At 68.0% G+C, this 24227-nt stretch carries 25 protein-coding genes and 1 other RNA gene; 8 read left to right on the top strand and 18 right to left on the bottom strand.

Translation table 11 applies throughout. The annotated features are described in order from the left end of the window. Nucleotides 1–7: 7 nt before the first annotated feature. Nucleotides 8–829, bottom strand: a complete 822-nt coding sequence (locus CFE50_RS13190) for a peptidoglycan DD-metalloendopeptidase family protein (protein WP_286734185.1) — start codon at nucleotides 827–829, stop codon at nucleotides 8–10. Nucleotides 830–905: 76 nt separating this feature from the next. After that, complete coding sequence (locus CFE50_RS13185) at nucleotides 906–2012, bottom strand: L-dopachrome tautomerase-related protein (RefSeq protein ID WP_286734183.1); 1107 nt, start codon at nucleotides 2010–2012, stop codon at nucleotides 906–908. Nucleotides 2013–2172: 160 nt separating this feature from the next. Between CFE50_RS13185 and CFE50_RS13180 the strand changes: the two genes are divergently transcribed. Next, nucleotides 2173–2352, top strand: a complete 180-nt coding sequence (locus CFE50_RS13180; protein WP_241810186.1) for a hypothetical protein — start codon at nucleotides 2173–2175, stop codon at nucleotides 2350–2352. A gap of 3 nt (nucleotides 2353–2355) precedes the next feature. On the opposite strand, the gene CFE50_RS13175 is transcribed toward CFE50_RS13180, so the two are convergent. Together CFE50_RS13175 and xseA are read right to left on the bottom strand one after the other, a co-directional pair. Further along, nucleotides 2356–3393 carry a purine-nucleoside phosphorylase gene (locus CFE50_RS13175; protein WP_286734179.1) on the bottom strand — a complete coding sequence of 346 codons (1038 nt, stop codon included), beginning with the start codon at nucleotides 3391–3393 and terminating at the stop codon, nucleotides 2356–2358. Nucleotides 3394–3466: 73 nt separating this feature from the next. Next, nucleotides 3467–4846, bottom strand: a complete 1380-nt coding sequence (gene xseA, locus CFE50_RS13170) for an exodeoxyribonuclease VII large subunit (protein WP_007163078.1) — start codon at nucleotides 4844–4846, stop codon at nucleotides 3467–3469. Between the two features lie 147 nt (nucleotides 4847–4993). On the opposite strand from xseA, the gene CFE50_RS13165 reads away from it, so the two are divergent. Continuing rightward, nucleotides 4994–5068: non-coding RNA, sX9 sRNA (locus tag CFE50_RS13165), on the top strand. Nucleotides 5069–5108: 40 nt separating this feature from the next. Next, entirely contained in the window at nucleotides 5109–5660 is a 552-nt protein-coding gene (locus tag CFE50_RS13160) for a hypothetical protein (protein ID WP_027601495.1), read from the top strand. A 247-nt stretch (nucleotides 5661–5907) separates the two neighbouring features. On the opposite strand, the gene otnI is transcribed toward CFE50_RS13160, so the two are convergent. The 6 genes from otnI to CFE50_RS13130 form a co-directional block, all read right to left on the bottom strand. After that, the gene (gene otnI, locus CFE50_RS13155; protein ID WP_241810183.1) at nucleotides 5908–6687 is read right to left on the bottom strand and encodes a 2-oxo-tetronate isomerase; all 780 of its coding nucleotides are present in this window, start codon (nucleotides 6685–6687) and stop codon (nucleotides 5908–5910) included. A 15-nt stretch (nucleotides 6688–6702) separates the two neighbouring features. After that, a complete protein-coding gene (locus CFE50_RS13150; RefSeq protein WP_027601498.1) occupies nucleotides 6703–8163 on the bottom strand; it encodes a GntT/GntP/DsdX family permease in 1461 nt (486 codons plus the stop codon). A 139-nt stretch (nucleotides 8164–8302) separates the two neighbouring features. Continuing rightward, entirely contained in the window at nucleotides 8303–8941 is a 639-nt protein-coding gene (otnC, locus tag CFE50_RS13145; RefSeq protein WP_286734175.1) for a 3-oxo-tetronate 4-phosphate decarboxylase, read from the bottom strand. Beyond that, entirely contained in the window at nucleotides 8938–10230 is a 1293-nt protein-coding gene (otnK, locus tag CFE50_RS13140; RefSeq protein ID WP_286734173.1) for a 3-oxo-tetronate kinase, read from the bottom strand. Before otnK ends, otnC begins: the two co-directional genes overlap by 4 nt. 5 nt (nucleotides 10231–10235) lie before the next feature. Continuing rightward, nucleotides 10236–11129, bottom strand: a complete 894-nt coding sequence (gene ltnD, locus CFE50_RS13135; RefSeq protein ID WP_241810179.1) for an L-threonate dehydrogenase — start codon at nucleotides 11127–11129, stop codon at nucleotides 10236–10238. Nucleotides 11130–11151: 22 nt separating this feature from the next. Beyond that, entirely contained in the window at nucleotides 11152–11856 is a 705-nt protein-coding gene (locus CFE50_RS13130) for a FadR/GntR family transcriptional regulator (RefSeq protein WP_007163085.1), read from the bottom strand. A 192-nt stretch (nucleotides 11857–12048) separates the two neighbouring features. Between CFE50_RS13130 and dksA the strand changes: the two genes are divergently transcribed. Continuing rightward, complete coding sequence (dksA, locus tag CFE50_RS13125) at nucleotides 12049–12453, top strand: RNA polymerase-binding protein DksA (RefSeq protein ID WP_286734166.1); 405 nt, start codon at nucleotides 12049–12051, stop codon at nucleotides 12451–12453. A gap of 271 nt (nucleotides 12454–12724) precedes the next feature. Here dksA and pdxY read toward each other — a convergent pair whose 3' ends face one another. Further along, complete coding sequence (gene pdxY, locus CFE50_RS13120) at nucleotides 12725–13618, bottom strand: pyridoxal kinase PdxY (protein WP_286734164.1); 894 nt, start codon at nucleotides 13616–13618, stop codon at nucleotides 12725–12727. 185 nt (nucleotides 13619–13803) lie between these two features. On the opposite strand from pdxY, the gene CFE50_RS13115 reads away from it, so the two are divergent. Next, nucleotides 13804–14241, top strand: a complete 438-nt coding sequence (locus CFE50_RS13115) for a DUF4345 family protein (protein WP_286734161.1) — start codon at nucleotides 13804–13806, stop codon at nucleotides 14239–14241. Here CFE50_RS13115 and CFE50_RS13110 read toward each other — a convergent pair whose 3' ends face one another. Then, nucleotides 14242–15174 carry a LysR family transcriptional regulator gene (locus CFE50_RS13110; protein WP_241809458.1) on the bottom strand — a complete coding sequence of 311 codons (933 nt, stop codon included), beginning with the start codon at nucleotides 15172–15174 and terminating at the stop codon, nucleotides 14242–14244. A gap of 120 nt (nucleotides 15175–15294) precedes the next feature. On the opposite strand from CFE50_RS13110, the gene fpr reads away from it, so the two are divergent. Next, on the top strand, nucleotides 15295–16074 hold the full coding sequence (gene fpr, locus CFE50_RS13105) for a ferredoxin-NADP reductase (RefSeq protein ID WP_017638632.1): 780 nt from the start codon (nucleotides 15295–15297) through the stop codon (nucleotides 16072–16074). 137 nt (nucleotides 16075–16211) lie between these two features. After that, complete coding sequence (locus tag CFE50_RS13100) at nucleotides 16212–16898, top strand: dihydrofolate reductase family protein (protein ID WP_286734158.1); 687 nt, start codon at nucleotides 16212–16214, stop codon at nucleotides 16896–16898. Here CFE50_RS13100 and CFE50_RS13095 read toward each other — a convergent pair. The 6 genes from CFE50_RS13095 to CFE50_RS13070 all read right to left on the bottom strand — a co-directional run bounded on the left by CFE50_RS13095 (nucleotide 16895) and on the right by CFE50_RS13070 (nucleotide 23461). Beyond that, nucleotides 16895–19120 carry a putative bifunctional diguanylate cyclase/phosphodiesterase gene (locus tag CFE50_RS13095; protein ID WP_286734156.1) on the bottom strand — a complete coding sequence of 742 codons (2226 nt, stop codon included), beginning with the start codon at nucleotides 19118–19120 and terminating at the stop codon, nucleotides 16895–16897. The genes CFE50_RS13100 and CFE50_RS13095 overlap by 4 nt on opposite strands. Nucleotides 19121–19472: 352 nt before the next feature. Further along, nucleotides 19473–20849: a nucleotide 5'-monophosphate nucleosidase PpnN gene (gene ppnN, locus CFE50_RS13090; RefSeq protein WP_286734154.1), complete on the bottom strand. Its 1377-nt coding sequence runs from the start codon at nucleotides 20847–20849 to the stop codon at nucleotides 19473–19475. Nucleotides 20850–20968: 119 nt separating this feature from the next. Continuing rightward, nucleotides 20969–21664, bottom strand: coding sequence for a tRNA (N6-threonylcarbamoyladenosine(37)-N6)-methyltransferase TrmO (gene tsaA, locus CFE50_RS13085; protein WP_286734152.1), 696 nt, complete (start codon nucleotides 21662–21664; stop codon nucleotides 20969–20971). A gap of 30 nt (nucleotides 21665–21694) precedes the next feature. Beyond that, on the bottom strand, nucleotides 21695–21967 hold the full coding sequence (locus tag CFE50_RS13080) for a hypothetical protein (RefSeq protein WP_286734151.1): 273 nt from the start codon (nucleotides 21965–21967) through the stop codon (nucleotides 21695–21697). A gap of 69 nt (nucleotides 21968–22036) precedes the next feature. Further along, nucleotides 22037–22663 carry a CatB-related O-acetyltransferase gene (locus CFE50_RS13075; RefSeq protein WP_286734149.1) on the bottom strand — a complete coding sequence of 209 codons (627 nt, stop codon included), beginning with the start codon at nucleotides 22661–22663 and terminating at the stop codon, nucleotides 22037–22039. Between the two features lie 54 nt (nucleotides 22664–22717). Further along, nucleotides 22718–23461 carry a haloacid dehalogenase type II gene (locus tag CFE50_RS13070; protein WP_286734146.1) on the bottom strand — a complete coding sequence of 248 codons (744 nt, stop codon included), beginning with the start codon at nucleotides 23459–23461 and terminating at the stop codon, nucleotides 22718–22720. 100 nt (nucleotides 23462–23561) lie between these two features. On the opposite strand from CFE50_RS13070, the gene CFE50_RS13065 reads away from it, so the two are divergent. Further along, complete coding sequence (locus CFE50_RS13065; protein WP_007160669.1) at nucleotides 23562–24149, top strand: HAD family hydrolase; 588 nt, start codon at nucleotides 23562–23564, stop codon at nucleotides 24147–24149. The last annotated feature ends 78 nt before the right edge of the window (nucleotides 24150–24227 follow it).

Here is a 24227-nt window from a genome sequence, read left to right as displayed (position 1 = left end):
CGCTCGGTCAGGGCTTGAAGGCGCCGATGAAGATGCTCGGATCGACGCGCACGTCGTTGAGGCTGACATTCCAGTGCAGGTGCGGGCCGGTCGCGCGCCCGGTGCTGCCGACGCGACCCACCACCCCGCCGCGGGGTACCTCCTGGCCGACCTGGACATCGACGCGCGAGAGGTGGCAGAACATGCTGATCAGCCCCTGGCCGTGGTCGACGAACACCGTCCTGCCATTGAAGAAATAGTCGCCCACCAGCACCACCTTGCCGGCCGCGGGCGCCTTGACCGGGGTGCCGGCGGGCACGGCGAAGTCCAGTCCCGAGTGGGGATTGCGCTCCTGGCCATTGAAGAAGCGGCGCAGGCCGAAGGGACTGGACAGCGGACCGTCCACCGGTTTGTCCAACAGCAGGTTGCTCGGTTGATTCGGCGAGAAGAGGCGGTAGGCGGCCTGCTGTTCGGCCAGCTCGCGTTCGAAACGCTTGAGGTCGTCGGGATTGGGGGTGACCTGGCGCTGGTTCTTCAGGGTGATGCGCTGCTCGGCATAGTGGCGGCTGCCGACCGTGAAGGCCTGGGGTGCGGCGCCGGCGACCTCCAGCGGCTGGCGACCCGCGGCGGTGCCCAGGGGGATGCCGACGATGGCCACCCAGCCGTTGCCGTCCTTGACCACCAGCACCGGCTTGCCCTGGTAGCGCACCCGCGGCGCCGCGTCGCCGGGGATCGGCACCACGGCGACGCCGCCCGGCACGGGTTTGTCCAGCAGGCGTTGCAGGTAGGTACCGGCATGGGCGGGCAGGGCGAGGAACAGGCAGCAGAGCAGGGGCAGCAGGCGGGACATGGGGTTTTCCAACGGCGAAAACGCCCATGCTGGAGCAGGCGAGGGCCGCAGGGCAAGGCGCCCGCGGCATTCTTCGTCAGTTGGGCACAATCTTGTAGAGCACGGTTTCCAGCGCCGGCTTCTGCTTGGGATCGAAGAAGCTCATCTCGGGGATGCGCGAATCCGTGACATAGACGGTGCCATCCGGGCCGCGGCCAAAGGTGTCCGGCCAGATCAGCTGCTTGTCCTGCACCAGGGTGGTGAGCTGGCCGTTCTCGCGGACCTTCACCGCATGGTCTTCCACCGCGCTGACATAGAGACGCCCTTGCGGGTCCATCAGCAAGCCATCGGCCGGACCGTTCTCGCCGACCTTTTCCACCTTGGCCGGCAGGCTGGCGAGGTCGTCGCCCTGCAGCGCCGCGGTGGCAATGCGGTAGAGGGTGTTGCCCTTGACCGCCTGCCAGTAGAGGTAGTCGCCAGCCGGGGAAAGGGCGATGCCGTCGGCGGAGAATTCCACGCCGCGGCCATCCGGACGCACCAGCGGCTCGCCATCGGCTTTGACCTTGACGCCCTTCTCGGCCTGGGTGCTCGGATCGCCATCCAGGGCGCGCCGCGCCTTGCCGCTCTCCAGATCCAGCACCACCAGGGCGCCGCGCGCACCGGAGTCGGTGATATAGGCATGGCGGCCATCCGGGCTGAATCTCACGTCGTTGAGGTAGCTGCCCTGGGGTGCCACGCTCTCGTCCAGCGCATAGACCTTGCTCACCTGGTTGCTGGCCAGGTCGATCTTGACCAGCTTGGGTGCGCCCGGCACTACCAGCGCCTGGGCCGGAGCGCCCGGGTCGATCACCCAGAGACTGCCACGACCGTCGGCCACCACGGATTGCACGCAGACCCAGTGGTTGCCCGGGGTCAGCTCGTCGCGCTTGGCGTTGCGCCAGCCGTTCCAGGCCGGGTCCGGATAGGGCACCAGGCTGCCGTCGGGCTTGAGTTCGGCCACCGAGACCTCGCTGTCTTCGGTCCAGCGCGGAAAGTTGACGAAGATCCGCCCGTTCTCGCTGACGGTCACGCCGGTGACCTGGTGATCGAAGCTGGCGACCTTTTCCAGTTTGGCGCTGGATTCGGCGGCCAGGGCGACCGGCGCCAGGGGCAGGGCGGTCAGCAGGGTGGCCAGGGCGAGGCGGGAGAGGGCAGGTCTGGGCATGGCGGCTTCCTGATGGGTGACCGGAGAGGCCGGTCCTGCAGGTACGACTGCGCCAGCCGCCTGGAAGATCGCCGGGGCCGACGGCCGGCCTGCCCTGGCCCCAGGCGGGAACGTCCGTAGAAATCCCGGGGTCCTCCTTCAAACCCCAAGGGATAAGACCATGCCTCGTCTCATCACCAGCAGCCTGGCCCTGCTGACCCTCGGCGCCCTGCTCGCCGGTTGCGACAAGTCGCCGGAAACGCCACCACCCCAGCGCAGCGAGGTGGTGCAAAAGAGCGCCCCGGGCAGCGATCCGGCTGCCCAGTCGCCCGAGCGGACCGTGGAGCAGCCCCGCCAGTAGGGCTCAGCTCGCCGGCACGCCCTGCTGCCAGACGTCCCAGTGTTCGACGATCTCCTGCACCAGCGGATTGCCGGTGCGATAGAGATTTTCCAGCGCCGGGGCGAAGCCGCCCTGCTTGGCGTAGTCGAGCAGGTTGTCGACCTCGGAAGCGCCCTTGGCCGGACGGTCGAAATCCGAGCCGGCACGGACCACCGCCAGGCGCTGCAGGTCCACCTTGCCCAGCCGGCTGGCGCGCAGCAGGGCCTCGTAGGTGGCGTTGTCTTCCTGCTGGGTGGTGCAGTAGCGGCCCTGGCCGTTGGTGAGCAGGCGGGTCCATTCCTCGGCCCGTTCGGAGAGGCGGGTGCCGGAATACCAGGTGTCGCCGGCCAGAGTGTCGCAGCGGGTCACCACCGGCGGCTGGTTGGCCGGGGCGTAATCGTAGCGTTGGCGCCAGGCCTTGGATTCCGCGCTCTCGGTCAGCTCGGCCTGGCGGGAGAGGGCATAGGCCTTGTCTCTCAGCCGCACATTGAGTTCGAACACCTCGGTCTTGTAGTCCAGCGGCGGTTTTTCACTGGGGCTGCGGGTGTTGATGCCCAGGTAGCCGGTGGGCCAGTCCTTGGGCACGTCGCGGGGATCGAGCTCCCACTGGATGCCGAAGTCCACCAGGTAGCGCGCCCAGGCGGTGGTGCCCAGGGTGCCTTCCTTGGGACTGATCCCGGCGATGCCGGCGATCAGGAAGTAGGTGTGTTTGAGGTCGAACTTGGGCGACAGGGTCAGCGCCAGGGTCGAGGCGGCGGCGTTGGCGTGCCCCATTCCAGTGGTCATCAGGCACACCCGTGCCTCATTGCAGAGCACATCCGGATAGTCGGCGGAGAGCCCGTCGACGGCGACCTTATGGGTGAGCTTGAGGCGATCGATCCAGGTCTGGGCCTCGGGGGCGAACATCGCCACGAGCATGACCTTGGGTTGCAGCGGCGCGGCGGGCGGGTTCGCGGCCTGGGCCGCGCCGGCCAGCAGGGCGGTGGTGAGGGGAAACAGGGAAGCGCGCAGAAGGGAATGCATGGAGGGCCTCGGTAGGGGGAAATCCTGACCGAGGGTTCAAGATACATGCCACCATCGGTCCGGGTTGGACCGATTAGTCCAACAGAGACAGAGTGGTGGGTTCTTGGTGATTGTCCAGTACCCGCACCGCCAGTTCGCCCTCGGCGAGGCGGGCAATGAGCTTTTGCCCATTGGCGACCTCGGCGGCGGAGCGCACGGCATGGCCCCGCTCGTCGAGCAGGATGCTGTAGCCGCGACCCAGGGTCGCCAGGGGGCTGACGATCTGCAGCGTCTGCACGGTGCCGGCCAGGCGCTGCTGGCGCTCCTTCAACTGGCGCTGCATGACCCGGGGTAACCGCTCGGCCAGTTGCTCCAGGCGCTGGCGCAACAGAGCCAGCTGGCGCCCGGGATGCTGGCCGGCCAGGCGGGTGTCCAGGTGCGCCAGGCGATCGCGGCGGCGATTCTGGGCGATGACATAGGCGCGGCGCAGGCGCAGGTCCAGGTCATCCAGCCGCTGGGCCTGCTGACGCAGTCGTTCGCCGGGATGGCGCAGGCGGCGGCTGCAAGCTTCCAGACGCAGGCGCTCGCGGGCCAGGCGCTCGCGCATGCGCAGGAGCAGCTGGCGATGCAGACCGTCCAGCCGCTGGCGCAGGTCGGCGCTGTGGGGCGCCAGCAACTCCGCGGCCGCCGACGGGGTAGGGGCGCGGACATCGGCGACGAAGTCGGCGATGGAGACATCGGTCTCGTGGCCGACGGCGCTCACTACCGGGGTCTGGCAGGCGGCCAGGGCGCGGGCCACGGGTTCTTCGTTGAAACACCAGAGGTCTTCCAGAGAGCCGCCGCCCCGGGCCAGGATCAGCGCATCGAAGCCCTGGCGGTCGGCCAGTTGCAGGGCGCGGACGATCTGGGCGGTGGCCTCGCGACCCTGCACGGCGGTGGGGATCAGCGTCAGCTCCACCTGGGGCGCGCGTCTCTTGAAGACGCTGACGATGTCGCGGATCACCGCGCCGGTCGGCGAGGAGACGATGCCGATGCGCTGCGGATGGGCGGGCAGCGGGCGCTTGCGTTCGGCGGCGAACAGGCCCTCGGCGGCCAGCCGCTCCTTGAGCGCCTCGAAGGCCAGGCGCAGGGCACCGTCGCCGGCCGGTTCGACGCTGTCGAGGATCAGCTGGTAGTCGCCGCGGCCTTCGAACAGCGAGACCTTGCCGCGCACCTTGACCGCCAGGCCGTCGCGCAGGGCCTGGCGCACCCGGCTGGCGTGCTGGCGGAACAGCGCGCAACGCACCTGGGCCTGGCCGTCCTTGAGGGTGAAATAGAGATGGCCGGACGCCGGCTTGGCCAGGTTGGAGATCTCGCCCTCGACCCAGACCTGGGCGAAGACGTCCTCCAGCAGCACCCGGGCGCGGCTGTTGAGCTGGCTGACGCTGAGCACCTCGCGGTCGAGACCGAGGCGGGCGAAGGGATCCTTGAACATGGGGCGCTTTCTGTGGCTTTCGTCGGGCTCACCTTAGCAGCTATGGGCGTGGGGCGAGCAGGGGATTAAGAGTGACCAACAAAACTACTACGCGTCCGCCAGACGGGCGCGTGCAGTGCTCGGAATCCTCATGTACAGCCCGTACACTCGTGCGCGAGCCCGGTCCGGTTCCTGCGCGCCGCGCACGCCCGCCTGACAACCGCTCGCTACGTTTTGTTAGCCGCTCTAAGCTGCGCGCCCCCTTTGCCGAGACCCGCGTTCCATGACCCTGCGCCAGACCATCCTCGCTCCCCGCATTTCCAGCCATCCGCGGGTGGAGCGCACCGCCGTGGAGATCCTCGGGTGGCTCGCCGCCAGTGGCGTGGTCCGGGCCGAGGCCTCGCCCTGCCTGCCCAGTCGCGGCCGGCGTGGCCATGCGCCGGGGCCGCGACTGACCGAGGTGCTGCGCCTGGCGCCGGGCATGGACGATCCGCGCGACTATGCCGACGGCGGTCTGGAGATCGTCACCGAGCGCTGCATCTTCACCCCGCTGGACGGCTTCGAGGGGCGGGCGCGTTGCCCTGCCTGCCGTCGCGAGATCGGCGAGGCGCTGTTCGAGCACCTGGAGGTGTGGATGCCAGCGGAAAGCGACAACTTCGCCTGCCCGGAATGCGATCACGAAGACGACATCAACGGCTTCGACTTTCCCCAGCCCTGCGCCTTTTCCGACCTGGGCTTCATCTTCAACCACTGGCCGGCACGGGCCTTCGCTCCGGCCTTCCTGGAGGAATTCCGGCGGCGGCTGGGGCAGCCGTTGGCGGTGGTTGAGGTTTAGGAATTTTCCCGGGGGTTTATCGCGGCCATGGGCCGCTCCTACAAGCTCAGATTCATCTGTAGGAGCGGCCCATGGCCGCGATAGAGCGATAGATCCGTAGCGTGGAAAACCGCGTAGCGTTTTCCACCGGGCACGGTGCTTGATGGTAGGTTGGGTTGAGATGGCTTTTTCGTCGAAGCCCAACAGGCACGCGCGGCTGGATGTGTGGGGTGTTGGGCTTCGCTGCGCTCAACCCAACCTACGTCTCTTATGCCTGCAACTTGCGCAACCACTCCAGCCCGGCCGAGGTATCGCCGCGGGGGCGGTATTCGCAGCCGATCCAGCCGTCGTAGCCGAGGGCGTCGAAGCGCTCGAACAGGTAGGGGTAATGGAGCTCGCCCAGGTCCGGTTCGTGGCGATCGGGCACGCCGGCGATCTGCACGTGGCCGATGCCGGCGAAGTCGCGCTCGAAGGTCTTGCTGACGTCGCCCTCGACGATCTGGCAGTGGTAGCAGTCGAATTGCACCTTAAGATTGTCAGCGCCTATGGCCTGGCGGATGGCTTGGGCGTCGTCCTGGCGATTGAGGAAATAGCCGGGCATGTCGCGCGGGTTGATCGGCTCGATGAGGATCGTCACCCCGGCCTTGGCCGCCTGCTCGGCGGCATAAGCCAGGTTGCCCAGGTAGGTGTCGCGGGCGCGGGCCCGTTCGACCCCGGCGGGCAGCAGGCCGGCCATCACGTGCACCAGGCGATTGCCCAGCACGGCGGCGTAGTCCAGGGCGCGGTCGATGCCGACGCGGCACTCCGCCTCGCGACCGGGCAGGGCAGCCAGGCCGCGTTCGCCAGCGGCCCAGTCGCCGGGCGGGGCGTTGAACAGCACCTGGGTCAGGCCGGCGGCTTCCAGACGGGCCTTGATCTCGGCGGCGGAGTGCTCATAGGGAAAGAGGTATTCCACGGCCTGGAAGCCATCCGCCGCGGCGGCGGCGAAGCGGTCGAGGAAGGCATGCTCGGGGTAGAGCATGCTGAGGTTGGCGGCGAAGCGGGGCATGGCTTGTCTCCCAGATCAGACGAAGGGCCAGAGCAGCAGGGTGATGGCGAAGCCCAGGCACCCCAGCAGGGTGGTCAGGACGGTCCAGGTACGCAAGCCGTCGGCGACGCTCAGGCCGACCAGCTTGGTGAAGATCCAGTAGCCGGCGTCGTTGATGTGCGACACGGCCAGACCGCCGGCGCCCATGGCCAGGCACAGCAAGGCCATGTGGTTGGCCGAGAGGTCCAGGGTGGCGATCAGCGGGCCGAGGATGCCGGCGGTGGTGACCAGGGCCACGGTGGTGGAGCCCTGCACCGCGCGCAGCAGCAGGGTCAGCACGAAGCCCAGCGCCAGCACCGGCAGGCCGGTGGCGCGCAGCAGCTCCGAGACCACCGCGCCGATGCCGGTGTCCACCAGCACCTTGCCGAAGACGCCGCCGGCACCGGCGATGAGGATGACCATGGCCACGCCGGGCAGCGCCGAGCCGATGACATCGGAGACCTGCTCGCGCGACCAGCCGCGGCGGAAGCCCAGCACATAGGCGCACAGCAGGGTGTCGATCAGCAGGGCCACCAGGGGCGCGCCGACCACGGTGAGGATGTCGCGCAGCAGGTTGCCGGCGGGCAGCCAGCTGGTGGCCAGGGTGCCCAGCAGGATCAGCACGATGGGCAGCAGGATCAGGGTCACCACCAGGCCGAAGCCGGGCGCCGGAGCGGGCGGCAGACCAGCGGCGAGGCCGGCCGGGGTCTCGTCGACCTTGACCGCGGCGGCGCCGAGGCTGGGCAGGCCGGGGGCCATGTCCTGGCCGCGGCCCCACTGCTGCAGGTGGGTGTCGGTGATCTGCGGACCATAGACGTCACTGCGGATGTCGTCGGTCATGGGGTAGTGACGACGGGTCATGCGCCCGGCCACCCACCAGCCGATCAGGGCCAGCACGGCGGTGATCGGCAGGCCGAACAGCAGCACCCGACCCAGGTCGGCGCCCAGCTGGCCAGCGGCGGCCACGGCGCCCGGATGGGGCGGCAGCATGGCGTGCACGGTGAGCATGGTGGCGCACATCGGCAGGGCAAAGACGATCAGCGGCTTGCGCGCGGTGCGGGCGATGCCATAGGCCAGCGGCATCAGCACGATCACGCCGACCTCGAAGAACACCGGGATGCCGACCAGGAAGCCGGCCAGGGTCAGCGCCAGCGGCGTGCGTCTGTTGCCGAAGCGCTCGATCAGCGTCTTGGCCAGGGCCTCGGCGCCACCGGAGAGTTCGATGATGCGCCCGATCATGGCGCCCAGGGCGATGATGATGGCGATGTGGCCGAGGATCTTGCCCATGCCGCCTTCGATGGTCGCCACCAGCTTGGACGGTTCCACGCCAGCGGCCAGGGCCACCAGGATGCTCACCAGCATCAGCGCCACGAAGGGCTGGAACTTGTACTTGAGAACCAGGAACAGCAGCAGGGCGATCCCCGCCGCGGCGATGAGGACCAGCAGCAACGGACTCATGAACGGGACTCCGGGCGGGTGGGGCTGACGACGTGGGACATGGCACTTTCCTCGCTATTGTTGTTTTTCCAGGGCAAGCCGATCCCGCGACGGCCAACCAGGGCCATCGTGGGGGTATTGCGGTAACGCGGGCTTCAGGTCACCAGACGGCGCCGAAGGTCTCCGCCAGTTCGGCCAGCGCGGTGGCATCCAGCGGCGCCGGGCGCGGCTCGCTGAGCAGCCACAGCCGCGCGGTTTCTTCCAGCTCCTCCAGGGCGAAGCTGGCCTTGCTCACGCTGCTTTCCCAGACCACCGGGCCGAGGCGCTCGAGCATCACGCCGCGCACCCGGTTGGCCAGTTGCGCCACCTGCTCGGCGACGCTGGCGGCGCCGGGGCGGGCATAGGGGATCAGCGGGATATGCCCGACCTTCATCACCTGGTAGGGGGTGATGGGCGGCAGGATGTCGTCGGGACGCCAGACGCCGGCCAGGGTCAGGGCCACCAGGTGGGTGGAGTGGGTGTGCACCACGCCGCCGACGCCGGGATTGCGGTCATAGACCTGGCGATGCAGGGCCAGGGTCTTGGACGGCTTGTCGCCGGAGACCCAGTCGCCGTTCAGGCCGACCTTGGCGATGGCCGCCGGATCGAGGCGACCCAGGCAGGCATCGGTGGGGGTGATCAGCCAGCCGTCTTCCAGGCGGGCGCTGATGTTGCCGGCGCTGCCCACGGTGTAGCCGCGGGCATAGAGGCTGGCGCCGACGGTGCAGATCTCTTCGCGCAGGCGGGCTTCGGCGCTCATGGCTGTTCTCCTGCCAGCTGGCGCAGCGCCTTGGCGAAGAAGTCGCGACTGCCGAAGTTGCCGGACTTGAGCGCCAGGGCCAGGGGTTCGCCCTGCACCTGGCCGAGGGTGGCCGGCACGCCCGGATCGATCTGGGCGCCGATGCGCAGGCTCCGCACGCCCAGCGCCTGGACCACGGCGCCGGAGGTCTCGCCACCGGCCACCACCAGACGGCGCACGCCGCTGTCGAACAGGCCGCGGGCGATCAGGCCCAGGGCGCGCTCCACCAGTTCACCCGCGCGCGCCACGCCCAGCTCGCGCTGGATGGCCTTGACCTCGTCGGCGGGGCTGGTGGCATAGATCAGCACGGCCTGGCCCTGCTCGCGCGCCCAGGCGAGGGCGGCGTCGATACTGTCGTCACCCTGGGCCAGCGCCAGTGGATCGAGGCGCAGGGCCGGGCGACCGGCTTCCAGCCAGGCGGCGACCTGGCCATTGGTGGCCTGGGAGGCGCTGCCGGCCAGCACGGCTTCGCCACCGGCGGGCAGCTCCAGGGCGGCGGCGTCGTGCGCCTGCAGCAGGCCGGCGCGGCGGAAATTCTCCGGCAGGCCCTGGGCGATGCCCGACCCACCGGTCACCAGGGGCAGTTCGGCACAGGCCGCGCCCAGGGTATGCAGGTCGGCGTCGGACAGGGCGTCGGCGATGGCCAGGCGATGACCCGAAGTCCGGAGTTCGGCGATGGCCGTGCGCACGGCCTCGGGGCCCCTGGCGACCTGGTCGTAGCGCAGCAGCCCTACCTTGCCGCGGCTCTGCGCCTGCAGCACCCGCACCAGGTTGGCGTCGCCCATGGGCGTCAGCGGGTGGTGCTGCATGCCGGACTCGCTGAGCAACTGGTCCTGCACGAACAGATGGCCGCGGAACAGGGTGCGGCCGGTCTCCGGGAAGGCCGGGCAGGCCAGGGTGAAGTCGCAGTCCAGCGCCTCCTGCAGGGCCTCGGCCACCGGGCCGATGTTGCCTTCCGCGGTGGAGTCGAAGGTGGAGCAGTACTTGAAGAAGAATTGCCGGCAGCCGCGCTGGCGCAGCCAGGCAAGGGCGGCCAGGGATTCGCTCACCGCCTCGGCGGCCGGCGTGGTACGGGATTTCAGCGCCACTACCACGGCGTCGGCGGCTTCCAGTTCGGCGTCCGCCGCGGGCACGCCGATCACCTGCACGGTGCGCATGCCGCCGCGTACCAGCATGTTGGCGAGATCGGTGGCGCCGGTGAAGTCGTCGGCGATGCAGCCTAGCAGCGGGCGGGTCTCGGTCGCGCTCATGGGTTTCACTCCGCGGCCTTGGGCAGCTCGATGCCCGGGAAGATCTTGATCACGGCCGAGTCGTCTTCGCGACCGTAGCCGGCGGTAGAGGCCTGCATGAACATCTGGTGGGCGGTGGCCGACAGCGGCAGCGGGAATTTCGAGGTGCGCGCGGTATCCAGCACCAGGCCCAGGTCCTTGACGAAGATGTCCACGGCGGACAGCGGCGTGTAGTCGGCCTTGAGGATGTGCGGCACGCGATTCTCGAACATCCAGGAATTGCCGGCGCTGTGGGTGATGACCTCGTAGAGGGCCTCCGGATCGACGCCTTCGCGCAGGCCCAGGGCCATGGCCTCGGCGGAGGCGGCGATGTGCACCCCGGCCAGGAGCTGGTTGATGATCTTGACCTTGGAACCCTGGCCGGGCGCTTCGCCCAGGCGATAGACCTTGCCGGCCATGGCGGCCAGGACTGCCTCGCCCTTGGCATAGGCCTCCGCGGTGCCGGAGGTCATCATGGTCATCTCGCCACTGGCGGCCTTGGCCGCGCCCCCGGAGAGCGGGGCGTCGAGCAGCAGGATGCCGCGCTCGGCCAGGCGCTCGCCCAGCTCGACGGCATAGGCCGGGGCCACGGTGGCGCAGGCGATCACCAGGCTGCCCGGCCGCAGGGCAGAGACGGCGCCGCCTTCACCGAACAGCACGGCTTCGGTCTGCTCGGCGTTGACCACCACGGTGATGAGGATGTCGCAGCTGTCGGCCAGGGCCGCAGGCGAGGTGCAGGCCACGCCGCCTTCGCTGGCGAAGGCTTCCAGCACGCTGGCACGCACGTCGCAGGCATGCACGGCGAAGCCGGCTCGCAGCAGCGAACGGGCGACGCCCAGACCCATGGCCCCGAGGCCGATGACACCGACGTTGTCTTGCATCTTGTTGTTCTCCGTAAAAAGGTCAGGCGAAGCCGGCCTGCCGCAGGCGGCGGGCGGCGTTGTAGATGTGCTGGCGGGCGGCGTTGGCAGCGGCCAGGGGATCGCCGAGGCGAATGGCGGCGACGATGGCCTGGTGTTCTTCGTGCACCTGACGGGAGAAGTCCTCGCGCCGCGCCTCGTTGGTGCGGGTGATGCGCGTGGCCGTCTCCAGGTACTGGCTGACGAATTCCAGGGTCCTGATGAAGTAGGGATTGCCGGTGGCCTGGGCGATGGTGCGATGGAAGGCCACGTCGGCGCGCACCCCGTCATGGCCGTCGGCGACCTCTTCGTCGATGGCCGCCAGGGCCTCGTCGATGGCGACCAGATCGGTCTCGCTGCGATTGATCGCGGCCTCGGAGGCGATCTCGGCCTCGATGGCGCGGCGCAGGTCCAGCAGGTGGAAGACGCTGCCGGGCAGGCTGGCTTCGTCGGCGTCTATGCGCAGCGGACGGATGCTGGCGTGAGCGGTGACGAAGATGCCGCGACCCTGCTGGGGCTGCAGCACGCCTTCGTTCTTGAGTCGCGAGATGGCCTCGCGCACCACGGTGCGGCTGACGCCGAAGGCTTCGGAGAGCAGGGCTTCGCTGGGGATCTTGCTGCCGGGGGCGAAGACGCCGGCTTCGATCTTGTCCAGCAGCTGCTGGGCGACATTGTCGCTCAGGACATTGGCGGGAACCTTGGCGAACATGGAGACCTGCTTATGTGGTTGTAAGGTTGTCATACAGGTTGTGGCGCTACTTTCGCACAGGCTTTTGCCTTTGTGTAGTGGTTTTGGCGGAGGCACTACGGAATTTTTGTGATGGATTCTACGGCTGGCAGGGGCAGGCTAGAGTCACTAATAAGTGTTATAATATAACATTTGCAGGTGGAGGGCTGTTCGATGACCGCTGAAGAACTGCTGGCGCAACCCGCCGCGGACTACATGAACGAGGTCCAGCGCGCATTCTTTCGCCAGTTGCTGCTGACCCAGCGTGGCGATCTGCAGCGCCTGATCGACGAGCAGGTGGAAGACCTGCGCGGCCTGGACACCCACGGCGATCCGGCCGACGTCGGCAATGCCGAGCAGGAACGCCAGTGGCAACTGCGCCAGCTGGAACGGGAAAAGAAGCTGCTGGACAAGATCGACGCCGCCCTGGAGCGCCTGGCCCGCGACGACTACGGCTGGTGCCAGGAGACCGGCGAACCCATCGGCCTCGCGCGGCTGCTGCTGAGACCCACCGCGACCCTCAGCGTGGAAGCCAAGGAGCGCCAGGAGCAGCGCGAACGGCATCTGCAGTCGACGTGAGGTGCGGTCGCTCGGGTTTTCCCTCACCCCAACCCTCTCCCGGGGGGAGAGGGGGCGATATGGAGCAGCGGCGGACCCTGCAAGGGGCGTAGGGTGGAAAACCGCGCAGCGTTTTCCACGCGTTCAAGGGCTCAGGCGTGAAGGGCTTCCCTCACCCCAACCCTCTCCCGGGGGGAGAGGCAAAGCGGACCCCTAGGTTGGGTTGAGACGGCTGCACCGTCGAAGCCCAACAGCGCCCGGCACCCATGGGCTTCGCTACGCTCAACCCCACCTACGGCAACCGCTGCGCCTCGAACAACTCGCCCGGTCGCACGATCTGCTCGCGGGCGGCGATCAGCGGCAGGTCGCGGCTGCCGGGGGCGGTGCGCGCGACCAGGGCGTAGAGGGCACTGACCGCATGGGACGCCGCGGCCGGCGTGGACTGGCCGTTGAGCAACTGGCCCAGCAGCACCGCGGAGAAGACGTCGCCCATGCCGTTGGGCAGCGGCTGCAGATCCAGGTAGGGCGTCTGCACCAGCCAGGCGTCCGCGGCCTCCACCACGAGGGTGCTGAGGACGTCGGTGGGCAGGTCCGGGGTGCGCAGGCTGGTGATGACGATGGTCTTGGGACCCGGTTGGCCGGGGCGACCGAGCAGCAGCCGGGCGGCGCTCACGGCGTCGGCGGTGTCGGCCAGCGGCCGGCCGTGCAGCAACTCGAATTCGTACTGGTTGGGTGTGATCAGGCTGGCCTGTTCGATGGCGCGACGGCGCAGGAAGTCGGGGATGCCGGGGCGCACGAAGATACCGCGGCCGACGTCGCCCATCACCGGATCGCACAGGTACTGCAGGTCACCGCGCTGACGACGGATCTCCTGCACCACGCCGAGGATCACCTCGCCGATGGCGGCGTCGCCCAGGTAGCCGGAGAGCACCGCCACGCAGCGCTCCAGCACCCCGCGGGCGCGCAGGCCGTCGAGCACGTCGTGGATGTGTTCGGGCGGAAAGACCTGGCCCTTGAATTCGCCGTAGCCGGTGTGATTGGAGAATTGCACCGTGTTGACCACCACCGGCTGCAGGCCGAGCAGTTGCAGCGGCAGGGTGGCGGCAGCGTTGCCGACGTGGCCGTAGGCGACATGGGACTGGATGGACAGCACCAGCGGCGGCTGGGCGGGCAGGGCGGCGGGCATGGCGATCTCTCGGGCGGCGGGCTCCGGGTCAGGAGCCGGAAGGGTGGAGGCCTGCAGCTTACCCCAGCGCTTCCGGCGAACCCTAACCCGCCTGTGGCGGTCTGCATCGGCAGTGCAGATCGCTCCCGGCGCTGGCTACACTGGAGCGGCTGTCATTCACCTCCGGCCCCAAGGAGAAACGGGGAATGTCCGAGCTTCGCTTCGCACGTCTGGTGTTGGGTCTGCAGGCCCTGGTCTGGTTTGGACTCGCCCTGGCGCATTGGTTCTATCCCTATGAGATGGCCAATGCCCGCGGCATGGTGCTGATGGATTCGGCCTCGGTGGCCGAGGCGCGGGTCTGGTACGGCGGCATGCAATTCGCTCTGGCGCTGTTTGCCGTGCTGGCCTTCCGGAGGGCGGAATGGCTGTCGGCCGGTCTGCTGCTGGTGGCCTTCGTGCAGCTGACGCTGTTCGTGGTGCGCTTGATCAGCGGCGTACTGGGCGAGTCGGCCACCGCCGAGCTGGATCTCTATTCCCAGAGCTATCGCCTGGTGATCGGCGTCCTGGCGCTGCTGGCGCTGCGCGCCCACCGCCGCCACGAGCAGCGGGAGCTGGAGAATCGCCGGATCTACCAGGGCCAGTGACTAGCGCCCTGGCCGGGGCCGCGCGGTGTCGATCTGATCGCTGCGGGCGAGGCCCAGGGTCAGCTGGCGACAGAGGTCGAGGAATTCGACCATGGCCCCGGTCTGGTACTTCTGCTTGTGCCAGATGAAGCAGAACTGGCGACGCAGATCCAGGGTCGGGGTCGCGATGGGCACCAGGGTGCCGCGGGCGAAGGCGTCTCTCAGCGCCAGCCGCGACAGGCAGCCGATGCCCAGTCCCGATTCCACCGCGCGCAGGATGGCCTCGGTGTGTTCCAGCTCCAGCCGCACGTCCAGCGGCTGGGCGTGATGGCGCATGGCCTGGTCGAAGGTCAGGCGGGTGCCGGAACCCTGTTCGCGCAGGATCCAGGCCTGGGCTTCCAGTTCGGCCTGGGTGGCCTGCCTGCCTGCCAGGGCGTGTCCGGGCGCGCAGAACACCACCAGTTCATCCTCGATCCAGGGCTGCACCTCCAGATCCGGATGCTGGCAGTCGCCTTCGATCAGGCCGAGGTCGATGTCATGGTTGGCGATGCGTTGCACCACGCTGGCGGTGTTGTGCACGTGCAGTCGCACCCGGCAGTCGGGGTGGCGCTGCATGAAGTCACCCAGCAGCAGGGTGGCCAGGTAGTTGCCGATGGTGAGGGTGGCGCCGACCTCCAGGGAGCCGAAGCCGGTCTTGCCGCGCAGCAGATTTTCCACCTCGGCGCTGCGGTCGAGCAGGGCCACCGCCTTGGGCAGCAACTGCCGGCCCAGGGCGTTGAGCGTCAAACGCTTGCCCGCGCGGTCGAATACCCGGCAGTCGAATTGCCGTTCCAGTTCGCCGAGGGCGGTACTGGTGGCCGACTGCGACAGACTGAGCGCCTCGGCCGCCCGGGAAACGCTTTCCTGGCGCGCCACGGCGACGAAGACCTCGAGTTGACGCAACGTGAATCTCATATCTGCCTTTTGGATAACCTATATTCGAATTATTCATTTCACGGATATTTTCCCCCTCTATAAACTGTCGCGCAATTTCTATCCAGCCCCGGGCTGTACCGATTTTTCCTGGAGTCATCGATGAGCAACCTGTACACCGAGCGCGTCCTGAGCGTTCATCACTGGAACGACACCCTGTTCAGCTTCAAGACCACCCGCAACGCGGGCCTGCGTTTCGAGAACGGTCAGTTCGTGATGATCGGCCTGGAAACCGAAGGCGGTCGTCCGCTGATGCGCGCCTACAGCATCGCCAGCCCCAACTACGAAGAGCACCTGGAGTTCTTCAGCATCAAGGTGCCGGACGGCCCCCTGACCTCGCGCCTGCAGCACCTCAAGGAAGGCGACAACCTGATGGTCAGCCGCAAGCCCACCGGCACCCTGATCCTCAGCGACCTCAAGCCCGCCAAGCACCTCTATCTGCTGAGCACCGGCACCGGCATGGCGCCCTTCCTGAGCACCATCCAGGATCCGGAAACCTACGAGCGCTTCGAGAAGGTGATCCTGGTCCACGGCGTGCGCTACGTGAACGAGCTGGCCTATGCCGACTTCATCACCAAGACCCTGCCGGAGCATGAGTTCATCGGCGATCTGGTGCGCGAGAAGCTGATCTACTACCCCCTGGTCACCCGCGAGGAATTCCGCAACCAGGGGCGTCAGACCGATCTGATGCGCAGCGGCAAGCTGTTCGAGGACATCGGCCTGCCGCCGATCAATCCGCAGGACGACCGCGCCATGATCTGCGGCAGCCCGAGCATGCTGGACGAGACCAGTGCCGTGCTGAACGAATTCGGCCTGACCATCTCGCCGCGCATGGGCGATCCGGGCGACTACCTGATCGAGCGCGCCTTCGTCGAGAAGTAACGCGAGCAAGCCTCCCGAAAACCCGCCCTCCGGCGGGTTTTTCGTTTCCGCGGCCTGGCGGGCTGAACTCCCCCGGCGCCGGACCGGTCGGTTGCTGCAAGGCGTGTCATGGCGACACGCCACTGCCGGGAGTCCCCATGAAGCCCTATGTGATCTGCCATATGATGTCGTCGGTCGACGGCCATGCCCTCACCGATGGCTGGGATCGTGCTGTCAAGAAACAGGCCGATGCCACTTACGAGCGCCTGGCCGAGCGCTTCGCCTTCGATGCCTGGGCCTGCGGCCGGGTGACCATGGAAGAGATCGCCCATGGCGAGGGCTATCCCACCGGCGTCGCCCAGGCGCCCATTCCGCGCACCCATCATTTCGCCAAGCGCGACGCCAGCAAGTACGCCATCGCCATCGATCCCCAGGGCAAGGTGGCCTGGAAACAGAACGAAGCCCTGGATTCCCACGTGGTGGCGGTGTTGACCGAAGGCGTCAGCGACGACTACCTGACGCACCTGCAGAACATTGGTGCCTCCTACGTCTTCGGTGGCAAGGACGAACTGGATCTGGCAGCGGTGCTGGAATTGCTCAATGCCGAGCTGGGCATCGAGCGACTGGTGGTGGAGGGCGGTCCCCACGTCAGCGGCTCCTTTGTCGCCGCCGGCCTGGTGGACGAGATTAGCGTGCTGATCATCCCGCTGGTGGACGGCCGCGGCGCCCATCCGGCCTCCTTCGAGATTGCCGAGCAGGCCTGGCAGCAGCCGCTGTACCTCAAGCTGGATACGGCCGAAGCCCAGGACGACGGCAGCGTCTGGCTGCGCTATCGGCGCGGCTAGCCGAGCGCCCTGGCCAAGGCCAGGGCGTCGGCATCCGCCTCCGCCTGGGCCTGCAGCGGGCAGACTCCGCTGGCATAGCGGGCGATCACCTCGGGCACCTGGGCCAGGGGGACCGGCCGGCTGATGTGATAGCCCTGGATGAAGTCGCAGCCCAGGGCGCACAGCAGCCGCAGCTGCTCCAGATGCTCGACGCCCTCGGCAGTGACCTTGAGCTTGAGCGGCCGGGCCATGCCGATGATGGCCTGGACGATCTGGTGATCGGCGTTGCCCTCGGCCAGCCCGGTGACGAAGGAGCGGTCGATCTTCACGGTGTCGATCGGCAGGCGCTTGAGATAGGCCAGCGAGGAATAGCCGGTGCCGAAGTCGTCGATGGACACCGTCACGCCCAGGTCGCGAATGCGTTGCAGGAGCTCGGCGGTGGGCTGCACGTTCTTGACCAGGGCATTCTCGGTCACCTCCAGCTCCAGGCGCCGCGGCGACAGCCGGTGGTCGTCCAGCCGCCAGGCGATCTGCCCGGGCAGGGCGTCGTTGCTCAGGCTCAGCGCCGAGCAGTTGACCGCGATGCGCAGGTCCGCAAGGCCGGCGGCGGTCAGCTCCACCAGGTCCTGACAGGCGCGCCGGAGTACCCAGGCGTCCAGGTCCTCGATGAAGCCATTGGCTTCGGCCACGCCGAGAAAGTGGTTGGGCGCCAGCATGCCGAGGCGGGGATGGTCCCAGCGGATCAGGGCTTCGGCCTTGTCCAGCTGACCGCTGGCGACGTCCAGGATCGGCTGATAGTAGAGCTGCAGACCGCGCTCCTCGGTCAGGGCTTCGCGCAATTCGGCTTCCAGCTCCAGTTGCAGCGAGATCTTCTCGCGCAGGGTCTCGTCGAAGAAGCTGTAGGTGTTGCGACCATTGCCCTTGGACAGATAGAGCGCAAGATCCGCGCTCTTGAGCAACTCCTCGCAGCAACCGCCGTCGCGGGGATAGAGGCTGATGCCGATGCTGGTGGTCATCACCAGGGTGCGGTTGCCGATGGTGACGGGATTGCGCAGGCGTTCCAGGATGCGCTGGGCCAGGTGCCGGGCTTCCTCGGGGCCGGCGAGGCTGGCCAGAATGCAGAATTCGTCGCCGCCGAAGCGCGCCACCAGATCGCCTTCGCGCACCGCCTCGCGAATGATCTTGGCCATGGCCACCAGCAACTGGTCGCCGGCATCGTGGCCAAGGCTGTCGTTGATGCGCTTGAAGTGATCGATGTCGAGAAACATCACCCCCAGGCTGCGCCCCTGCTGGGCATGGCGCTCGAGGATCTCGGCGAAGGCCTGGTTGAAGGCACGGCGATTGTGCAGGTCGGTGAGGGGGTCGTAGTGCGCAGCCTGTTGCAGCGAAGCCCGGGCTTCGTCGAGCTGGCCGACCAGGGAATTGACCCGCTCCAGGTCGTTTTCCTTGCGCTGCAGCTGGCGATCGGCCCAGGCCGCGCCCAGGCCGCCTATCACCAGCAGCAGAGCGATGATGGCGATGCCCACCCCCAGCTGCCAGGAATTGCTGGCGCCTTGCAGGGCGTTGGCGGTCTCGGCCGGGGCGACCAGCACCATGGACCACATGCCGGTGAAGTGCATGGCGGCGATGGCCAGCCCCATCACCAGGGCGGTGGCGATGCGCAGCCAGCGATAGATGCCGGTGTAGTGGCGGCGAAAGATCTGGATCAGTTGCAGGGCGGCGAAGCTGGCGCCCACGGCGATGCCGATCGACAGCAGGAAGGGCAGCGGACGATAGAGCACCACGGCCTCGGTGTGCACCGCGGCCATGCCGGTGTAGTGCATGAGCACGATGCCCACGCTCAGCACCGTGCCGGCCTTGAGCCGCTGGCCCAAGGTGAGGTCGGGCTGGCTGAGAGCGGGCATGGCCATGAGTCCGGCCAGCACCACGATCAGCAGCGAGGCCAGGGTGATGAAGAGGTCGTAGTGCACCCGGGTGGGCACGGTGAAGGCCAGCATGGCGATGAAGTGCATGCCCCAGACGCCGAAGCCGAAGCTCAGGGCGCCCATCAGGCTCCAGGCACGCCGCCGGGCCAGGGTGCGGGTCTGGCCGATGCGCTCGGCGAATACCAGGGTGACATAGCAGGCGCTCACCGCCACCAGATAGGCGAGGGCGACCAGCCACCCATCATGCTGGCCGTGCAGGTGCACTTGCTCCTGTGAGAGCGGAGCGACGAGGAAGTCGAGTCCCAGCCAATTGTTCATTCCGTGGCCTCGGCAGGAAGTCTGGCGCGGCTGGAGGAAGACGGCCCGGCGGGATCTCCAACCCGGGCGAAATTCACAACGGCAACCTGCGCTCTTGAGATTAGCTTGCCTTGCCCTATCGGCACGGTGAAGAGGGGCTTTAGCCCGCGGCTATGCAGTTAGCGCGCGAGGTTTTTTTGTAGCGGCGAAGTGACTTCGCAACGAAGCTACCCGAGTTCAGCGAAGCGCTCTAGATAGCTAGCTAGCGACCTTGTGATATCACCTGGCCAGTGATGCGACCGTTCGTCGAGCAGGGTGCTGACGAACGGTCATGCGAGGAAGAAATCGGCCAAAAAGGCTGACGTGAAAGGATTCAGCTGACCACGCGATAGCAGGGCTCGTAGGCCGCGCCGCCGGGCAACTTCATCCGGTGCTGTTCGACGAAGGCCTGCAGCAGTCGATCCAGCGGCCGCATGATGTCGGGATCGCCATGGATCTCGTAGGGCCCCCGCTCCTCGATCAGCTGAATGCCCTTGGCCTTGACGTTGCCGGCGACGATGCCGGAAAAGGCACGGCGCAGATTGGCGGCCAGCTCGTGCGGCGGCACGGCATGGGTCAGCTGCAGGGCGGCCATGTTCTCGTGGGTAGGATCGAAGGGGCGCTGGAAGCCTTCCTCGATGCGCAGCAGCCAGTTGAAGTGGAAGGCGTCGTGGCGCTCGCGGCGGAATTGCTTGACCGCCTTGAGGCCCTGGGCCATCTGCCGGGCCACCTCGACCGGATCGTTGACCACGATCTGGTAGTGACGCTGGGCGGCTTCGCCCAGGGTGGCGCCGATGAAGGCGTGCAGCTGCTCCAGATAGGGCGCGGCGCTCTGCGGCCCGGTGAGCACCACCGGGAAGGGGATGTCCCGGTTGTCCGGATGCATGAGGATGCCCAGCAGATAGAGGAATTCCTCCGCCGTGCCGGCGCCGCCCGGGAAGATGATGATGCCGTGCCCGACGCGGACGAAGGCCTCCAGGCGCTTCTCGATGTCGGGCAGGATCACCAGTTCGTTGACGATGGGATTGGGCGCCTCGGCGGCGATGATCCCCGGCTCGGTGAGACCCAGGTAGCGACCGCCCTGCAGGCGCTGCTTGGCATGGGCGATGGTGGCGCCCTTCATCGGCCCCTTCATCACGCCCGGACCGCAGCCGGTGCAGATGTCCAGGCTGCGCAGGCCGAGTTCGTGACCGACCTTCTTGGTGTACTTGTATTCCTCGGTGCTGATGGAGTGGCCACCCCAGCAGACCACCATCTTCGGCTCCATGCCGGCGCGCAGGGTGCGGGCGTTGCGCAGCAGGTGGAAGACGTAGTCGGTAATGCCTTCGGAGCTCTCCAGATCGATGCGCAGGCTGCTCTGTTCGCTCTCGGTGTAGACGATGTCGCGCAGGGCGCTGAACAGCATCTCGCGCGTGCTGGCGATCATCTCGCCGTCGACGAAGGCGTCGGCCGGGGCGTTGATCAGTTCCAGGCGCACGCCGCGGTCCTGCTGATGGATGCGGATCTCGAAGTCCTGATAGGCCTCGAGGATGGTCTTGGCGTTGTCGCTGTGGGCGCCGGTGTTGAGGATGGCCAGGGCGCACTGGCGAAAGAGCTGGTAGAGGTTGCCCGAGCCGGCGGCGCTGAGCTGCTGGACCTCGCGCTGGGAAAGGGTCTCCAGGCTGCCCTTGGGGCTGACCTGAGCGTTGATGACCTGTCTGCTTGGAGCCATAGATGCTTCCCTATCGGTGATACGGCCGAACGGCGGCCGTAGCCGGGTGCGGACCGCCTCATGCGATCCGGCAATGTCATTGTTGGGGCCTTGGCCGCCGGAATGCAAACGGGGCGGCGTCAGGACGCCGCGGTCACGTCCAGTACCCGGATCTGTTCCGCGGTCGGATAGTGCCAGTGCACCTCGACGTCCCAGAGGCGCACGCCATAGCGTCGCTCGGGCGTGGGCGCCTGATAGGCCGGACGCGGATCCTGGGCCAGGCACTGCTCGATCAGCTCGGCCAGGGGCTCGCCCAGGCGCTGGCCGTGGGCCTCGGCCTGGACGCGCGCCGCGTCTGTCCAGCCTACCGTCAGGGCCGGCGGCGGCGCCTCGGCGATGGCGTTGTGGGCGCCCAGGGGGCTGTCGGCATAGGGCACATAGGGCTTGATGTCCAGCACCGGGGTGCCGTCGAGCAGGTCGATGCCCGAGAGCAGCAGCCGTCCGGGTTCGAGGCCGTCTAGCCGCACCACCGACTGGCCGATGCCGTTGGGTCGGTGGGTGGCGCGGGTGGCGAACACCCCCAGGTAGCGATTGCCGCCCAGGCGCGGCGGCCGTACCCGCAGGCGCGGCTGGCTCTCCAGCGCCTGGTGGAAGAGAAACAGCAGCCAGACATGGCTGACGCCTTCCAGGCCGGCGACCGCCTCGGGGCGGTCGAAGGGCGGCAGCAGTTCCAGCACGCCACGGGCGGCCGGGGCCAGGGCGGGCTGCCGGGGAATGGCGAATTTCTCCTTGAAGCAGGAGCGGACATGGCCGATGGGGGTGACGCTGTACTGCATGGGCGGAGCCGTCTGACGCAGGGTCGGTCATTATGCCCTGCTCGACGCCTCCACGACCGCCGCGGTCGGCGTCGCGCTGGCGTTGCGGCGCACGCCGCGCAGATTCATCGCCGCCAGGCCCAGCTGCAGCACGATCAGGGCATAGGCCTCGGCCTGCAGGCCCCAGGCGATCCACAGGGCATTGCTCAGCAGGAACACCCAGAAGCCGAGGTTGCGCCGGCCCTGGCGCTGGGAGGCCACCAGCCAGGCGGCGAGCAGGGTGATGGCCATGGCGGGCCATTGCAGCAGATCGAGCACTTCCATGGAAAACCTTCAAAAGATTGACTAATGAAGGTGAGCTCCAGGAGGCGTCTCGAGTTCCAGGCGCTGGATTCAGGGCGCCGGATGGCGCGCCCTGGCGTAGGCGATGAAGCCGTCGATATCGGCGCTGCACAGGTGTTCACCGGCGGCGAGGATCTCCGCTTCGGGCCAGTCCCACCAGGCGATGGCGAGCAGCGCCTGGCAGGTGGCCTCGGCAAAGCGCCACCTGATGAAGCGCGCCGGATTGCCGCCCACCACCGCATAGGGTGGTACGTCGCGGGTAACCACGGCGCCGGCGGCCACCACGGCGCCATGGCCGATGGTGACACCGGAGAGGATCAGCGCATCGGTGCAGATCCAGCAGTCGCTGCCGATCACCACGTCGCCGCGGGTGCCACCGTAGTCGGTGATATGGGCCAGGTCGTCGACGAAGGCGGGAAAGGGATAGGTGGTCACCCAGTCCAGCCGGTGCAGGCCGCCGAGCAGGATGCGTACCCCTTCGGCGATGGAGGTGTAGCGCCCCAGGCGCAGGGTGGCGCCTTCCTTGAGATCGAACACCCTGGGCGCGCCATAGGTGCCGGCGCCGATCTCGTAGTCGGGCAACTCGCGGCGCAGGCGCGCCGTGCGCTGGTGCAGGCGGGGTAGGGCAGCCAGGGCCTGGCGTTCACGTTTCTTGCGCAGCTTGTCGAGAAAACCCATGGTTGTGCCCCGGCGAAAAGTATCCGGCAGGATACAGAAGCGCCCGGGCCGCGCTCAATCGCCGGGCTCGGCCTGCGCGCCCTCTATCGCCGGCAGGCCGAGCTGGTCGGCGAGATCCTGGAGGTCGCTCGCTTCGAGATCCCAGCCGCCGCTGGACACCTCGCCACCGGCCGGGCCCTTTTCCCGCGGGCGCTGGATGAAGGCAGTGGCCAGTCCCAGCTCCTTGGCCGCCTGCAGGTCGCCGTTGTGGGCGGCGCAGAGCATCACCTGTTCCGGTTGCAGGTCGAGCAGGGCGCAGGCGCCCAGGTAGACCTCCGCGGCCGGTTTGTAGCGCTGGAAGAGATCGGCGCCAAACAGCATGTCCCAGGGCAGCCCGGCACGGCGGGCCATATGCAGCAGCAGGCTGACGTTGCCATTGGACAGGGCGCAGACCGGATAGCCCTGGCGCAGCCGCGTGAGACCCGGCACGGCGTCGGGCCAGGGCGTCAGCTGGTGCCAGAGTCTATTGATCCAGGCCACCTCGGCGGTGGTCAGGCCGACCAGGTCGTAACGGGGCAGCAATTCGTCCAGCGCCAGCCGATGCACCTCGTCGAGGGGCAGCCAAGGCAGGGTGCGGGCCTCGATCTGCGGCAGGATGGCCTCGTAGGCTTCGGCGCGCCAGGCATCGGCCAGCCGCTCCCAGTCGCCCTGGACGCCATGCTTGGCCGACAGCCCCTGCAAGCCCTCGACCAGGCTGCCACGCCAGTCCACCACGGTGCCGAAGACATCGAAAAGTAGCGCCCGGACGGTCGTCGTCATGGGTAGACTCCTGCAGAAGGTTGTCTCCACCAGACGGAGCACGGGTGACGGGGGTTCCCCCGGAGTGCCCGAAGGTCACCTCTCGCCAAAGGATCCCTGCATGACACTGCGTCACCTCAGCCACTGGGTGTTCGACCTGGACGGCACCCTGACCCTGGCGGTACACGACTTCGCCGCCATTCGCCGGCACCTGGGCATCCCCGAACAGGCCGACATCCTCCACCACCTGGCCGAGCTGCCGGCTACCGAGCGCGAGGCCAAGCACGCCTGGCTGTTCGAGCACGAGCGCGAACTGGCCGTCGCTGCCCGCCCGGCACCGGGTGCGGTCGCCCTCATCCGGCGCCTGCACGAGGACGGTCGCCAGCTGGGCATCCTCACCCGCAATGCCCGCGACCTGGCGCTGCTGACCCTGGCGGCCATCGGCTTGGAAGACTGCTTCGCGCCCGCCGCGGTGCTGGGGCGGGACGAGGCGCCGCCCAAGCCCGACCCGGGTGGCCTGCTGCGGCTGGCCGAACTCTGGCAGGTGGCGCCTGACAGCCTGGTGATGATCGGCGATCACCGCTACGACCTGGAGTGCGGGCGGGCCGTGGGCTGCCGGACGCTGCAAGTCAATCAGCCGGGCGATCCCTGGCCGGCGGCGCGTGACCAGCGCTTCGAGACCTGCACCGAGATCCTGGCGGCGCTCTGACGCCAGGAAATTGCCCGTCAGGCGCAAATAGTCTGTTGTTTGCCGGGCCACTGGCTAAGATGCCGGCTTCGGATCCAT

Origin of the sequence: Pseudomonas sp. PGPPP4, from assembly GCF_002256045.1 — a bacterium.
Taxonomy (GTDB): domain Bacteria; phylum Pseudomonadota; class Gammaproteobacteria; order Pseudomonadales; family Pseudomonadaceae; genus Chryseomonas; species Chryseomonas oryzihabitans.
The sequence above is the reverse complement of the archived record's forward strand: the minus strand, read 5'-3'. Positions and strand labels throughout refer to the sequence as shown.